Source organism: Brevundimonas lutea, from assembly GCF_003704105.1.
GTDB classification, from domain to species: domain Bacteria; phylum Pseudomonadota; class Alphaproteobacteria; order Caulobacterales; family Caulobacteraceae; genus Brevundimonas; species Brevundimonas lutea.
This window is the reverse complement of record NZ_QUOQ01000003.1, coordinates 202,459-217,328: the sequence shown is the minus strand read 5'-3', so window position 1 is coordinate 217,328 and position 14,870 is coordinate 202,459. Positions and strand designations below refer to the sequence as shown.

General features: G+C 68.7%; 11 protein-coding genes and 1 tRNA gene. 4 read left to right on the top strand and 8 right to left on the bottom strand.

The genetic code is table 11. The annotated features are described in order from the left end of the window. Positions 1-16: 16 nt before the first annotated feature. Genes pyrC through EES48_RS05010 form a run of 4 tightly spaced genes read right to left on the bottom strand, consistent with a single transcriptional unit; the run spans position 17 to position 3,682 of the window. Positions 17-1,294, bottom strand: coding sequence for a dihydroorotase (gene pyrC, locus EES48_RS05025; RefSeq protein ID WP_122465294.1), 1,278 nt, complete (start codon positions 1,292-1,294; stop codon positions 17-19). Next, positions 1,291-2,277 (bottom strand): aspartate carbamoyltransferase catalytic subunit, encoded by a 987-nt coding sequence (locus tag EES48_RS05020; protein WP_122465293.1) that lies wholly within the window; start codon positions 2,275-2,277, stop codon positions 1,291-1,293. Before EES48_RS05020 ends, pyrC begins: the two co-directional genes overlap by 4 nt. A 45-nt stretch (positions 2,278-2,322) precedes the next feature. After that, positions 2,323-2,787 carry a Holliday junction resolvase RuvX gene (ruvX, locus tag EES48_RS05015; RefSeq protein ID WP_122465292.1) on the bottom strand — a complete coding sequence of 155 codons (465 nt, stop codon included), beginning with the start codon at positions 2,785-2,787 and terminating at the stop codon, positions 2,323-2,325. 4 nt (positions 2,788-2,791) lie between these two features. After that, positions 2,792-3,682: an enoyl-CoA hydratase-related protein gene (locus EES48_RS05010; RefSeq protein ID WP_122465291.1), complete on the bottom strand. Its 891-nt coding sequence runs from the start codon at positions 3,680-3,682 to the stop codon at positions 2,792-2,794. Positions 3,683-3,887: 205 nt separating this feature from the next. Here EES48_RS05010 and EES48_RS05005 point away from each other — a divergent pair. Beyond that, positions 3,888-3,964 (top strand) — tRNA-Val (locus EES48_RS05005). 3 nt (positions 3,965-3,967) lie between these two features. Here EES48_RS05005 and EES48_RS05000 read toward each other — a convergent pair. From EES48_RS05000 to EES48_RS04990, 3 genes are all read right to left on the bottom strand, one after another. Beyond that, a complete protein-coding gene (locus tag EES48_RS05000; RefSeq protein WP_122465700.1) occupies positions 3,968-4,744 on the bottom strand; it encodes a lysophospholipid acyltransferase family protein in 777 nt (258 codons plus the stop codon). Between the two features lie 34 nt (positions 4,745-4,778). After that, a complete protein-coding gene (locus EES48_RS04995; protein WP_122465699.1) occupies positions 4,779-5,834 on the bottom strand; it encodes a GGDEF domain-containing protein in 1,056 nt (351 codons plus the stop codon). 85 nt (positions 5,835-5,919) lie between these two features. Further along, positions 5,920-7,494 (bottom strand): DEAD/DEAH box helicase, encoded by a 1,575-nt coding sequence (locus EES48_RS04990; protein WP_122465290.1) that lies wholly within the window; start codon positions 7,492-7,494, stop codon positions 5,920-5,922. Between the two features lie 375 nt (positions 7,495-7,869). Between EES48_RS04990 and EES48_RS04985 the strand changes: the two genes are divergently transcribed. Continuing rightward, positions 7,870-10,755 carry a M16 family metallopeptidase gene (locus EES48_RS04985; RefSeq protein WP_205679360.1) on the top strand — a complete coding sequence of 962 codons (2,886 nt, stop codon included), beginning with the start codon at positions 7,870-7,872 and terminating at the stop codon, positions 10,753-10,755. On the opposite strand, the gene EES48_RS04980 is transcribed toward EES48_RS04985, so the two are convergent. Next, on the bottom strand, positions 10,752-11,177 hold the full coding sequence (locus EES48_RS04980) for a MarR family winged helix-turn-helix transcriptional regulator (protein ID WP_240623228.1): 426 nt from the start codon (positions 11,175-11,177) through the stop codon (positions 10,752-10,754). The two genes, EES48_RS04985 and EES48_RS04980, sit on opposite strands and share 4 nt — an antisense overlap. 148 nt (positions 11,178-11,325) lie before the next feature. On the opposite strand from EES48_RS04980, the gene EES48_RS04975 reads away from it, so the two are divergent. Further along, positions 11,326-13,101, top strand: a complete 1,776-nt coding sequence (locus tag EES48_RS04975) for an N-acetylglutaminylglutamine amidotransferase (RefSeq protein ID WP_122465288.1) — start codon at positions 11,326-11,328, stop codon at positions 13,099-13,101. Next, complete coding sequence (gene ngg, locus EES48_RS04970; RefSeq protein ID WP_122465287.1) at positions 13,091-14,863, top strand: N-acetylglutaminylglutamine synthetase; 1,773 nt, start codon at positions 13,091-13,093, stop codon at positions 14,861-14,863. Before EES48_RS04975 ends, ngg begins: the two co-directional genes overlap by 11 nt. Positions 14,864-14,870: the final 7 nt, after the last annotated feature.

Here is a 14,870-nt window from a genome sequence, read left to right as displayed (position 1 = left end):
GGGAGGCGGTGAATGGTTAGCGCGCGAAGACCTCACGGCCGCCGACGATGGTGCGCTCGACCCGGCCTTGCAGGCGGCGGCCGTCGAAGGGCGAATTCTTGGATTTCGAGCGCAGAGCCTGGGCGTCGATGACGACGGGCGCATTCGGATCGAACACGACCAGATCGGCCGGAGCGCCCTCGGCCAGAACGCCAGCCTCAAGGCCCAGCAGGGCAGCTGGCCCCTGGGTCAGGGGGCGGAGGATTTCCAGCAACTCCAGCCCCGAGGAGTGATGCAGGGTCAGGGCGGCGGGCAGCAGGGTCTCCAGCCCCACGGCGCCGGGCGCGGCCTCGGCAAAGGGGCGGCGCTTGTCCTCGGCCGGGGCGGGGGCGTGGGCCGAGGTGATGGCGTCGATCAGCCCGTCGCGCACCGCCTCGATCAGGGCCTGACGGTCCGCCTCGGTGCGGAGCGACGGGTCGAGGCGGAAGAAGGTGCGATAATCGCCGATGTCCACCTCGTTGAAGCACAGGTGGTTGATCGAGACACTGGCGGCGACCTCCAGACCGCGCGCCCGGCCACGGGCCAGGGCCTCCAGCGCACCCTCGGTCGAGATCTGATCGACCAGGAAGCGGGCGCCGGTCAGCTCGACCAGGGCCAGATCACGCTCAAGCCCCATCCGCTCGGCCAGAGCCGGGGCGCCGGAGAGGCCGAGCCTCCCGGCCAGCTCTCCGCCCGTGGCCACCGCGCCCTCGCAGAGCCATGGATCGGCCGGGCGGTGGGCGATCAGGCCGTTGAAGACGGTGGAGTAGCTCATCACCCTTTGCAGGGTGCGGCTGTTGGCGATGACGCGGTCGCCGTCGGTGAAATAGAGGGCCCCGGCCTCGTCCATCAGACCGATCTCGGCCATGCGGCGGCCGTCGAGGCCGCGCGTGGCGGCGCCGGCCGCGAGGATGCGGACGAGGTTCAGGGCCGCGCCGCGCCTCTGAATGAAGTCGATCATGGCCGGGTCGTCGATAGCGGGGTCGGTGTCCGGCTGGACGACAATGGTGGTGACCCCGCCGGCCGCGGCCGACAGGGCGGCGGACTTCAGCGTCTCCTTGGGCTCGGCGCCCGGCTCGCCGGTCTTGACCCGGATGTCGATCAGGCCGGGCGCGAGGCAGAGGCCGCCGAGATCATGGGTCTGATCCACCGCGCGGCTGGGCGAGCCGTGCAGGACCTCGGCGATCACGCCATTGTCGACGATCACCCCGCCCGGGCCGTCGTAGTCGGTCGCGGGTTCCAGCAGGCGGGCGTTGGCGTAGAGGGTGACGGTCATCGGCCGGCCTCCTCCTCGCGGCGCGTCACTAGCGCGGCCAGCACGGCCATGCGGGCAGCGACGCCCATCTCGACCTGATCCTGGATCAGGGAGATGTCGGGGTCGTCCGCGATGTCGGAATCGATCTCGACGCCCCGGTTCATCGGACCCGGGTGCATGACCCGGACACCGGGCGCCGCATGGGCCAGCTTCTCGCGATCGAGGCCCCAGAAACGGAAATACTCGCGGGTGGACGGGACCAGCGCGCCCTCCATCCGCTCCAGCTGCAGGCGCAGCATCATCACCACGTCGCAGCCGCTCAGACCCTCGCGCATGTCGTGATGCACCTCGCAGCCCCAGCGGCGCGCCTCGGACGGCATCAGGGTCGGCGGGCCGACCAGGCGGACGCGCGCGCCCATCATCTGGAGCAGGGCGACGTTCGAGCGCGCCACGCGGCTGTGGCCGACATCACCGCAGATGGCCACGGTCAGGTTGGAGACATCACCAAAAGCCCGGCGCATGGTCAGCATGTCGAGCAGGGCCTGGGTTGGGTGTTCGTGGCGGCCGTCACCGGCGTTGACCACGGCGCAGCCGACCTTCTGGCTGAGCAGGGCCGCGGCGCCCGAGCCGGAATGGCGCACCACCAGCACGTCGGGCTTCATGGCGTTCAGGGTGGCGGCGGTGTCGATCAGGGTCTCGCCCTTGGCCACCGAGCTGGCCTGGGCCTGGAGCGAGCTGACGTCGGCGCCGAGGCGCTTGGCGGCGATCTCGAACGAGGCCGAGGTGCGGGTCGAATTCTCGAAGAACAGATTGACCACGGTGCGCCCGGCCAGGAGGTCGAGCGTCCGGCCTCCCTGGCGGTTCAGATCGACGAACAGGTCGGCGAGATCGAGCAGCGCCTCGACCGACGGCGGGTCGAGATCGGCGCTGGACAGGAAATGGGGCTTGGGGAACGGGACCAGCCGCGCGCGGATATCTTCGGTGACGGCGGCGGGCTGGGTCATCGAAGCGTCGCTATAGGGGAGGGGAGGCGCGAGGGAAAGCCCGTGTCAGCCGCGCAGCCGATCCAGCGCGCCTTGCAGGATCCAGGCGGCGGCGGTGCGGTCGACGACGCCGGCGCGGCGGCTGCGGGTCAGGTCCAGTTCGTCGATCAGGAACCGCTCGACCGCCGTGGTCGACAGCCGCTCGTCCTGAAAGGCGACGGGGGTGGGCTGGATGCGGTCCAGATTGCGGGCGAAGGCGCGGGCCGACTGAGCGCGCGGTCCCTCCGAACCGTCCATGTTGAGCGGCAGGCCAATGACCAGGGCTGAGGCGTTCCGCGACGCCATCAGCTTCAGAACCGCTGCCGCGTCCTGACCGAATTTTGTCTTGCGGATCAGCTCCAGCGGAGAGGCGATCATGCGGGTGGCGTCCGACGCGGCGACCCCGATGGTCTTCTCGCCCAGATCGAGACCCAGCCAGGGGGTGCCCGGCGGCGTGTGTGCGGCCAGGTCGGCGAGGTCGTGGACCGGCACGCGCTCAGGCCCAGCGGGGCTTGCGCTTGTCGAGGAAGGCGCCGACGCCTTCGCGCCCTTCGTCGGACACCCGAGCGCGGGCGATGCGGCGGGCGGTGTCCTCCATCAGGCGATGGTCGATCTCCTGACCGGCGAGGTCGTTCACCAGCCGCTTGGATTCGCCCATGGCGCCCGGAGCGTTGGCCTGGAGGCTGTCGGTCAGCATGGTCACGAAGCTGTCGATGGCCGCGGCGTCCGGGAGCACCATGTCGATCAGGCCGACATGGGCGGCATAATCGGCGTCCATGGTGTTGCCGGTCAGGAACAGGGCGCGCGCCGTGCGAGGACCGACGGCCTCGATCACATAGGGGGCGATGGTGGCGGGGATCAGACCCAGCTTGACCTCGGAGAAGGCGAACTTGGCGCCGTCGACGGCCACGGCCATGTCGCAGGCGGCGACGATGCCCGCGCCGCCGCCCATGGCGGCGCCCTCGACGATGGCCACGGTCAGGGCCGGGATGTCGTGCAGGGCCTTGAGCATCCTGGCCAGGCCCATGGCGTCTTCGCGGTTATCGCTTTCCGACCAGGTCGCCGCGTCGCGCATCCAGCCCAGATCGGCGCCGGCGCTGAAGGTCCCGCCCGCGCCCCGGATGAAGACGACGCGGACATGGTCGGCCCCATGCAGGGTCTCGAAAGCCTCACGCAGGGCGGCGATAGTGGCGGCGTCGAAGGCGTTCTTCCGGGCCGGGCGATTGATCGTGATGAAGACCTCGCCGGCAGGTGTGGAGTCGATTCTCGCCAGACTGTCGTCGGCGTCGGGCGCCGGGTCGCTGAGCAGCGGATGCGAAATCCGATTGATCTCGGCGGCCTCGGCGTCGGTGACGTCGAGCGGGGCGGGGGACGTCGGGTCGGGCATTGTGGCCTCCGGGAGAACGGCGACAGGGCGAAGGCCTGACCTGCGGGTCGTCACCCTACGACCGGCTTCATGTCGGCCAAGGAAAATGGACGCCTGGAACAGCCATTGCCAGCCCATCATCCAAGATTTCCGAACTGTCTTCGCCGCCGGGAGACGTCGCTCAGGACTTGCCGCCGCCTCTGGGGATTGGCATCACCTCCCGCGCGGGCGGCTAGCTCAGCTGGTCAGAGCACCTCGTTTACACCGAGGGGGTCGGGGGTTCGAACCCCTCGCCGCCCACCATTCTCACGTCGAAGACTTCGCCCTCGCCGCCTCATCCGGCGTCGGAACCTGCACCGCCAGCGTAACGGGCCGCTCCGTCGCTTCGGAGACAAGCTGCGCCGTCCGCGTCTCGATCATCTCTTCCAGCCGCGCCATGAACTCGGCCTTGTCGAGGCCGGTGGGTATGGCGTCGAGGAAGTCCAGCGTCGCCACGCCCGGGTGTTTGCGGAACTCTTCCTGGGGCCAGAACAGGCCGAGGTTGGAGGCGAGGGGAACGACCGGCATGTCGAAGTCGCGGTACATGTGCCAGACGCCAGTCCGATAGCGGAATTTCTCGCCGACCCTGGCCAGATTCCCCTCGGGATAGATGAGGATGCGGCGGCCCTCGGCGTGAGCGTCGGCGCCACGCTGTTTCAGGGCGTCGCGGGCGTCGCGGCCGCCGCAGTTGTTGACCACGATGGCCCCCAGCTTGCGCAACACCGTGCCGAGCAGGGGGAACTTCTCCAGGTGGTCGCCGGTGACGAAGGCGAGGTCGTCGAACTGGTCATAGGTCGCGAAGCCGTCGCCCCAGCTCTGGTGCTTCGAGGCGATGATGAAGGCGCCCGCGGGCAGGCGCTCCTTGCCGCGCACATCAAGCTTGATCCCGGCCAGGATGCGCATGGCCTGGACCATGCGGCGGACATAGCGGCGGATGACCCAGCCGGTCAGGCCGCGCCCGGGCGCCATCGCCGCGATGACGGCCATGAGGGTATAGCCGATGGACAGGGTCCAGTAGGCGACGGCGAAGGCCAGACTGCGCAGCATGGAGCCGTCATCCCACGCCGAGGCGCATCCGTCACGCCGCCAGCAGCGAGGCCTCGGCGTTGACGACGCGGTTGCGGCCGCCGCGCTTGGCGACATACAGGGCCTTGTCGGCGCGGTCGAACAGGTTGCTGGCGGCCTCGCTCGGGGCGCGCTGGGCGACACCGACCGAGAGGGTCACGGCGCCCAGGTCGTCGTTGGTGGAGCGGCGCTTCAGGCTCTTGCCCGCCACCTCCTCACGGAAGACGTTCAGCGCCTCGGTGACGGACGCAGCGTCCTCGCCGGGGAAGATCACCGCGAATTCCTCGCCGCCATAGCGGGCGGCGACGCGCGGCGGATTTGCCAGGCGCGCCAGGACGCTGCCGACATAGCGCAGCACCTGATCGCCGGTCTGGTGCCCCCAGGTGTCGTTGAAGGACTTGAAGTGGTCGATGTCGACGACAGCGAGGGTCACCGTCGTTCCGCCGGCCTGAGCCTCGGCGCACAATCGCTCCAATTCCTCGTCGAAGGCCTTGCGGTTGGCGAGGTTGGTCAGGGCGTCGGTCATGGCGTCGCGACGCACCTGCTCCAGGTGTTCGCGCAGCTTGGAGACCTCACGCGTCGAGGCCTCGAGACGGCCTTCCAGGGTTGCGGCCTCGCGCTGGGCCTTGCTTGTGGCGGTGGCGAGCGATTTGACCACCTTCTTCAGCTGGTTGGCGGGCACGGCGTCATCCATGCCGGCCGAGGCCTCCGCCAGGGTCGCCCCATAGGCGGCCTGGGACTGCTGGGCGCGCGACAGGGCTGCGGAGACGTTGGACAGCTCGCGGTTCAGCACAAGGCCGGCGTCGCGGATTTCCTCGGACAGGCGCGCGCGGGGCAAATGTTCGGCCGCGAGAAGCTCGGCGGCGGCCTCGGTGAACGGCTCGTCGCCGTCCAGCAGCCGGCGCAGGTCCTTGCCAAGCGCCCCTTGCGGGTCGCTGAGGTAATGCAGCCAGAGTTCGAAATTGAGCGGCGTGGGCCAGACACCGGCCGCCTCCATCTCGGCGACGGCGGTTCGGGCCAGGGTGAAGGCCTGCGGGCCCCGAAGGGTCGTCTCGATCTGCGCCGCCATGCCGTATCCCATCCCTCGCCCGCCGTTCTGGCGTGGCGAGGGGAGGGTAGGACCGATCGCCCTTATGCGGAGTTAAGGCGAGGGATCAGCGGCCGATGGGCGCCGGACGCCGCAGGAAGGCGGGGATGTCGCCGCCGAAGCCGGCGCCTTCCAGTTCGCGTTCGCGGCCCTGATCCCTAGCGGGCTTGCCGCCCGGCTTGCGGTCGGCTTGGCGCAGGGCGGGTTCGGGGCGCGTTTCGGGACGCGGCTCAGAACGAGGGGCGACCTTGGGCGCGGCCTGGGCAGCGACCGGAGCCGGGGCCTCGGTCGCCGAGTCGGGCTTGGCGCGACGCGAGCGGCTGCGGCGAGGCTTTTCGGCGGCCGCGTCGGTGGCGGGGACGGGCTGAGCGCTGTCCATCGCCACAGTCGGTGCGACTTCCGCCGACGCGGGGACCGGAGCGGCGTCTGGCTTGGCGCGGCCGCGACGCTCGCCGCGTTCGGGCTTCGCGGCCCGCTCGGGGCGGCCTCGGCCGGCGCCGACCGATGACCAATCGATGTCCAAGGTCAGTTCCTCGGGGTCCATCTTGATCAGCTTCAGCACCTTATCCAGGCCCTTGTCGTCGGCCGGGGTGACGATCATGAAGGTCTGGCCCTTGCGACCGGCGCGGCCGGTTCGGCCGATGCGGTGCACGTAGTCGTCGGCGTGGTGCGAAACGTCGTAGTTGAACACGTGGCTGACGTCGGGGATGTCGAGCCCGCGCGCGGCGACATCGGACGCGACCAGCAGCTTGAGTTCGCCAGAGCGAAACGCCGCCAGCGTCTTCGTGCGCAAGCTCTGATCCAGGTCGCCGTGAATGGGCGCGGCGTCGAACCCATGCGATTTCAGCGACTTGGCGACGACATCGACTTCGGACTTGCGATTGCAGAAGACGATGCCGTTCTTCACGTCGTCGCGGGCCACCAGGGCGCGCAGCGCGGTGCGCTTGGCCTTGGGGTCTGAGGACGGGATGCGGACCAGATACTGGGTGATGGTTTCGGCCGTCATGGCCGGACGCGAGGCCTCGATCCGGGTCGGATCCTTGAGGAACTGGGTGGTCAGGCGGGTGATCTCGGGCGGCATCGTGGCCGAGAAGAACAGGGTCTGGCGCTTGGGCGGCGTCAGTTTGAAGATTCGCTCGATGTCGGGGATGAAGCCCATGTCGAGCATGCGGTCGGCCTCGTCGACGACCATGATCTCGACGCCGGTCAGAAGCATCTTGCCGCGCTCGAACAGGTCCAGCAGCCGGCCGGGCGTGGCGATCAACACGTCAACGCCCTTGTTCAGGGCGGCCACCTGGTCGCCCATGGAGACACCGCCGATCAGCAGCACCCAGCTGAGCTTGGTGCCCTTGGCGTATTTGGCGAAGCTCTCGGCGACCTGGTCCGCCAGTTCACGGGTCGGGGCCAGCACCAGGGCGCGGGGCATGCGCGCTCGGGCGCGGCCGGTGGACAGCTTGTCGACCAGGGGCAGGGTGAAGGCGGCGGTCTTGCCGGTGCCCGTCTGAGCGATGCCCAGAACGTCGCGGCCGGCCAGCGCAACCGGGATGGCCTGGGCCTGAATCGGAGTCGCTTCGGTGTAGCCGGTGTCGGCCACGGCCTTGAGGGTGGTGGGCGAAAGGCCCAGCGTGGTGAATTCGGTCATGTAGTCCTGAATGTGCGGAGACGGGGCGCGAGAGGCGCCTGATCGTCGGGGGGCGATGGTGCGCGTCTCCCCGCGTGGGAGACGTTGCACGGAACCGCCCCTCTCGGGCGAGCGGGCGGCGCGGATTCGCCAAACCTGTTCCGAACAGGCCGTTCATATGGATGACCCCACGGAATAGTCAAGTATTGACGCGCCCTTGGCTGCGGCCTGAGGTCGCGGTGCGCCCTCCAGAGCACGGTTTGACCGCCTCATCGCCAAACATGACAAGCTCTTCACTTGAGCCCGCGGGCGCAACGTGGGCGAGAAGGCGGGAGACCTCAGGTCGCGACCCGCGCGGAACCGCCGCGCCAGAACCAATGCTTCGGGGGAAGTTGAATGATCCGATCCGCACGCCGCCTTCTGCTGGCTACCGCCGGCGCCGTCATCCTGACTGGGTTGCCCGCCATGGCGTCCGCACAGGACGTCGCGCCCGCATGGCCCCAGGCGACCAGCGACCTGCCCGCCGACGAGGCCGTGCGCTTCGGCACCCTGCCCAACGGCATGCGCTACGCCCTGATGGCCAATGATACCCCGCCGGGACAGGCGTCGCTGCGGCTGCGCATCGACGCGGGCTCGCTGCACGAAGGCGAAGATCAGCTGGGTCTGGCCCACTTCACCGAGCACATGCTGTTCAATGGGACGGAAGAGATTCCGGAGAACGACCTGCTCCGGATCCTTGAGCGGCGCGGCCTGGCCTTTGGCGCCGACACCAACGCGACAACCAGCTTTGATCAGACCTTCTACCGCCTCGACCTTCCCCAGACGGATGACGGCACGGTTGACGACGCGCTGAGGATCCTCCGCCAACAGGTTTCATCGGCGCTGATGGATCCCGCCGCCATCGACGCCGAACGAAATGTTATCGTCGGCGAGGAGCGCACCCGCAACACGCCGCAACTGCGATCCGCCATCGCCCAGTTCGGCCTGCTGGCCGAGGGTCAGCGCCTGGCCGACCGGATGCCGATCGGCGACCTCGACATCATTCGCAACGCCCCGGCAGAACGTTTCGTCGCCTTCTATGACGCCTATTACCGGCCCTCTCGGACGACCCTGATCGCGGTCGGGGACTTCGACCTCGACGCCATGGAAGCAAAAATCCGCGATCAGTTCGGCGACTGGACGCCCCGCGCCGCCGACGGGCCCGAGCCGGATCTGGGGCAGATCGCCGATCGTGACGCCGAAACGGCGATCCTGGTCGAGCCCGGCGTCGTCTCGAACGTGCAGATCAACTGGGTGCGGCCGCCCGACCTCGACCCCGATTCGGCGTCGGAGCGACGCGAGGACCTGATCCCGGCCCTTGGCTTGGCGGTCCTGTCACGCCGCTTGGGCGAGATGGCTCGCGCCGACGATCCGCCCTTCATCCAGGCCGGAGCCAGCACGGCGGGGCTGTTCGACACCCTGGAGCTGACGACGGTGCTCGCCGTCTTCAACGAGGGCCAGCACGCGCGCGCCATTCAGACGCTGGAGCAGGAACAGCGCCGTCTCACCCAGTACGGCGTCAGCCAGACCGAGCTCGACCGGGAGATCACCGAGGTCCGCACAGCGCTGGAGAACGCCGTGGCGACCGCTCCGACACGGACCACGCCCGGGCTCGCCAACGCCCTGCTCAGCAACGTCAATGAAGACACCGTTTTCACCACGCCCCAGACCAACCTCGACCAATTCAACGCCGCCGTGGACGGCCTGACCGCCGAGACCGTCAACGCCGCTCTGCCGGCCGTCTTCGCGGGTGAGGGACCGCTGACTCTGATCGTGTCGCCGGTGGCGATTCCGGAGGGTGAGGACGGCATCACCCAGATCATCGAGGCGTCTCGTCAAACGCCCGTGGAGGCGCGCGCAGATCAGGCCGACCTGCAATGGCCCTACGCCGAGTTCGGCGCGCCCGGCCAAGTTACCGACCAGCGCGAGATCGCCGAGATCGGTGCGACTGTCGTGACCTTCGACAATGGCTCGACCCTGACGGTCAAGCCGACGGACTATCGTGAAGATCAGATCCTGGTGGCCTTGCGCACCGGCCGTGGCGAGCTCGCCATGCCGGCTGATCAGCAGAGCGTGCTGGCCATCGGCTCCGGCGTGCTGACGGCTGGCGGCCTGGGCCAGCTGACCGCCGACGATCTGGAACGCGTGCTGTCGGGCCGGGTCTATTCCTCCGGGTTCAGCATCGGCAGCGACGCGTTCGAATTCTCCGGTGCGACGCGGCCCGAAGATCTGGGTCTGCAGATGCAGGTTCTGACCGCTTATCTGACCGATCCCGGCGTGCGCCCGGCGCCGTTCGAGCAGATCAAGGCGATCTTCCCGCAGATCATCGCCCAGAGCTCGGCCACGCCGCAGGGCGTTTTCAGTCTGCGATCGCCGGAACTGCTGGCCAGCGGTGACCAGCGCGCGGCCATTCCCAGCGCCGAGACGCTTCAGTCCTGGAACAACGACCAGCTGAAGGCGGCGATCACCGAGGCGCTGGCGACGGGGGCGGTGCATGTCACCATGGTCGGCGACGTGACCGTGGAGGACGCCATCGCGGCGACGGCTTCGACCGTTGGAGCCCTGCCGCAGCGGGCGGCGGCTCCGGAACCCACCGCGACTTCAGCTGTGCGGCGGTTCCCGCAACCGGTCTCCGAGCCGGTTCAGCTGACCCACACCGGCCCGGCCGAACAGGCCCTGGCCTATGTGGCGTGGCCGGCGACGGATGCCGTCACCGATCACACCGAGGCGCGGACCATCGACATGCTGCATCGGGTCATGACGCTGCGAGCCCTCGAGGAAATCCGGGAACGCCAGGCGCTGACCTACAGCCCGAGCGTGGACTTCAGCGCGTCTCAGACCTTCGAGGACTACGGCTTGATCTCGATGGCCGGACTGGTGACGCCGGAGAACATTCAGCCCTTCTTCGCCGCCGCTGAAGCAATCGCCGCCGACCTCGCCGCCAATCCGATCGACCAGGACGAACTGGACCGCGCCCGCCGTCCCGAGGTCGAGGCCCAGCGCCAGGCCCAGGCCGGTAACGCCTGGTGGTTGTCGGAGCTGTCGGACATCGTCGAGAAACCGGGCGACGTAGGCCAGATCACCACGGCGATCAGCGATCTGGAAGCGGTGACACCCGCCGACATCCAGGCCGCCGCCCAGCGCTATCTGCGGCCGGACACAGCGTGGAAGGCGACGGTCGTGTCGGAAAATCCGCCTTCGACCGCGACGCCTGCGCCCGCCGCGCAGCCAGCGGGCTCCTAAGCCTCAGGGGCGGCGGTCGGGGCTTCAGTCCCGGCCGCCGTTCCGGTCATCAAGCTCGCCATCCGCTCGATGGACTGCGCCAGTTGCTGACGCTCTTGCAGCGCCAGTCGGCTGAAGGCGGTCATGAAGCCATCGCCGAGCAGCCCCGGGCTGTCGGTCAGAGCCTGGCGACCGGCGTCGGTGAGGCGCAGGTGGACGATCCGTCGGTCACGCGTCGAGCGGTAGCGTTCGACCAGGCCCTTGGCCTCCAGCCGGTCCAGCACGGCCACCACGGTCGGCGGCGACATGGCGGCGTCGCGCGACACGGCCTGGGTGGTCACCTGGCCCAGCGACTGAACCGACTGCAGCACCACAAGCTGGGGAATCGTCAGGCCGGTCAGACGGACGATCTCGCGTGAGCGCAGCTCGATGGCCTGGGCCATGCGGCGGACCCCGCGGACAAGGGCCCTCTCGGGGCTCTCGGGCGGAGAGGCGGCGGATGAGTTTGCGGCGGAATCCGGGCGCATTGGGTTGAATCCCTTCGTTCCGAAACTATTTGTGGACGCTGCTTCCACGGATCAAGGAGGGGCCATGTGCGGCCTGAGCGGCGAAATCAATTTCGACGGGCGACCGGCCGACGCCGCCGCGCTGCAAAGAATGACCGACGCCCTGGCGCCGCGAGGGCCTGACGGCTCCGGCATCGTCCTGCGCGACAATGTCGGCCTGGGGCATCGCCGCTTGAAGATTATCGACCTGTCGGAAAAAGCCCAGCAGCCCATGGTCGATTCCGATCTCGGCATCACCCTGGCCTTCAACGGCTGCCTCTATAACTATCCTGAGCTGCGGAAAGAGCTGGAGGCCAAGGGCCACCGCTTCTTCTCGACCGGCGACACCGAGGTGATCATCAAGGCCTGGAAGGAATGGGGCGACCGATGCGTCGACCGCTTCCTGGGCATGTTCGCTTTCGTCCTGCACGAGCGCGACACCGGCGTCGTGGTGATCGCGCGCGACCGGTTCGGCATCAAGCCGCTGTACCTGGCGGAGAAGGGCAGGCGGCTGCGGTTTGCCTCGACCCTGCCGGCCATCCTGGCGGCGGGCGACGTGGACACGGCGATCGATCCGGTCGGCCTGCACCACTACATGAGCTTTCACGCGGTGGTGCCGCCGCCGCACACCATCCTGAAGGGCGTGACCAAGTTTCCGCCGGCGACGATCCGCACGATCCAGCCGGACGGCTCGGCGCGCGACCGGCTGTACTGGGCGCCGGACATGACCCGCCACGCCGAGGACGCCAACCTCTCGGCCGAGGACTGGCGCGACCGGGTGCTGGATAGCCTGCGGACGGCGGTGCGTCGCCGCATGGTCGCCGACGTGCCGGTGGGCGTGCTTCTCTCGGGCGGGGTGGATTCCAGCCTGGTGGTCGGCCTCCTGGCCGAGATGGGCCAGACCGGGCTGATGACCTTCTCGGTCGGGTTCGAGGAAGCCAATGGCGAGAAGGGCGACGAGTTCGTCTATTCCGACCTGATCGCCAAACACTATGACACCAACCACCACCAGATCTTCGTGCCGCACGACCGGCTGATGCAGGCCCTGCCGGGCACGATCCAGGCGATGTCCGAGCCGATGGTCTCCTACGACAACGTCGGCTTCTACCTCCTCAGCCAGGAGGTCTCGAAACACATCAAGGTGGTTCAGTCGGGGCAGGGGGCCGATGAAATCTTCGCCGGCTACCACTGGTATCCGCCGCTCGTTGGGTCCAGCGACCCGGTCGGGGATTACGCCAAGGCTTTCTTCGACCGCGACCATGAGACCCTGAAAACCCAGCTGAACGGGGATTATGTCGCCGACACCGACGTCAGCCGAGCCCTGGTCGAGGCGCATTTCGCGCGGCCGGGCGCCGAGACGCCGGTGGACAAGGCGCTCAGGCTCGACAGCCAGGTGATGCTGGTCGACGACCCGGTGAAGCGGGTGGACAACATGACCATGGCCTGGGGGCTGGAGGCGCGCGTGCCGTTCCTGGACCACGAACTGGTCGAACTGGCCGGGCGCATTCCGCCGGAGCACAAGCTGGCCCAAGGCGGCAAGGGCGTGCTGAAGGAGGCGGCCCGCCAAGTGATCCCGTCCGAGGTGATCGACCGCAAGAAGGGCTATTTCCCCGTGCCGGCCCTCAAATACATCCAGGGCCCCTATCTGGAGATGGTGCGCGACGCCCTGACCAGCCGGGCGGCTCGGGAGCGGGGCCTGTTCCAGCCGGACTATCTGGAGCGGCTGTTCGACGATCCGACGGGACACATCACGCCCCTGCGCGGCTCGGAGCTGTGGCAGGCTGCGGTGCTGGAGATGTGGATGCAGAGCCATGGCGTCTGAACCGCGCCCCAAGCGCGCGCAGCCACACCGCTTGGAGCGCCTGCGCCACGAGGGCCTGAAGCCTCAGGTGAAGGGCCGCGCCGGCATGGCCGAGAACGCCGTGGTCGATTGCGGCTGGGGACGGCTGCTGTTCGCCCAGACCTACCCCGCCGCCGGGCCGTTGATCGAGGCGTTGAGGGCTGAGGGGCCGGACCGGCGCGACATCGCCTTCTATGTGCGCAATCCGCACGTGCTGCTAGCCCAGGCGCCGCAGGAGCTGTTTCTCGACCCGTCGCATACCTATCGGCTGAACCTGGCCACCTATCGCGCGGGCCGGCGGCAACCGCGCGGCTTCTCCGTGCGGCGACTGGCGTCGGAGGCCGACGCCGAGGCGATCAACCGCATCTATGCGACCCGCAAGATGGTCCAGGCCCCTCCAGGCTTCATCTGGTCGCGACGGGATGACCGGACCCTGACCTACCTCGTGGCCGAGGATGCCGTGACCGGTCAGGTGATCGGTACGGTGACCGGGGTGAACCATCAGCGCGGCTTCGGCGATCCGGAGTGCGGCTCGTCCCTGTGGTGCCTGGCGGTCGATCCCCAGGCGACCCTGCCGGGGGTGGGCGAGGCCCTGGTCCGGCGGCTGTCCGAGCATTTCAAGACCCAGGGTCTGAACTACATGGACCTGTCCGTGATGCACGATAACGATCAGGCCATCGCGCTTTACGACAAGCTGGGATTCCGGCGGGTGTCCTTCTTCGGGGTCAAGCGCAAGAACCCGATCAACGAGGCGCTGTTCACGGGGCCGACCGACAATCATGGGCTTAATCCCTACGGCCGGATCATCGTCGACGAGGCGCGGCGGCGCGGCATTCATGTCGAGGTGATCGATGCCGAGGGCGGCCTGTTCCGCCTGACCTGGGGCGGCCGTTCGATCCGCTGTCGCGAGAGCCTGTCGGAGCTGACCTCTGCCGTCGCGCTCAGCATCTGCGACGACAAGCGCATGACCCGGCGGATTGTCGAGGAGGCCGGGGTCCGCGTGCCCGAGCGGTTCGATCCCGAGGACGAGCCCGGCCTGACGGCAGCGCTGGAAACCCACGGACAGCTGGTGGTCAAGCCGGCCCGCGGCGAACAGGGCAAGGGCGTGGCTGTGGGGCTGTCGAATCTGAAAGACGTCCAGGCGGCGATCTCGGCGGCGCGCCAGCTGTGCCCCGAGGTGCTGGTCGAGGAGCAGGTGGCGGGCGAGGATCTGAGGCTGGTGCTGATCGACTACAAGGTGGTGGCGGCGGCGGTGCGGCGGCCGCCTCGCGTGGTCGGCGATGGTCGCTCGACCCTGCGCGCCCTGATCGAGCATCAGAGCCGTCGGCGCATGGCGGCGACGGGCGGGGAGTCGCGCATTCCCCTGGACGGCGAGACCGAGCGCGCCCTGGCCGAGGGCGGCTGGACGCTCGACGATGTGGCGCCGCAGGGCGCGGAGATTACGGTGCGCAAAGCGGCCAATCTTCACCTGGGCGGCACCATCCATGATGTCACCGAGGAGATTCACCCGGCCCTGGTGCGCGCGGCCGTCGCGGCGGCGCGGGCCATCGACATTCCGGTGACTGGCATCGATCTGATGGTGAAATCGCCGCGCGAAGCGGACTATGCCTTCATCGAGGCCAATGAGCGCCCCGGTCTGGCCAATCACGAGCCTCAGCCTACGGCCGAGCGCTTTCTGGACCTGCTGTTCCCGTTGTCTGCTCAAACAGCCGCGCGGACCGCCCTGAACCGCGCCGATCACTGAGGAGCCG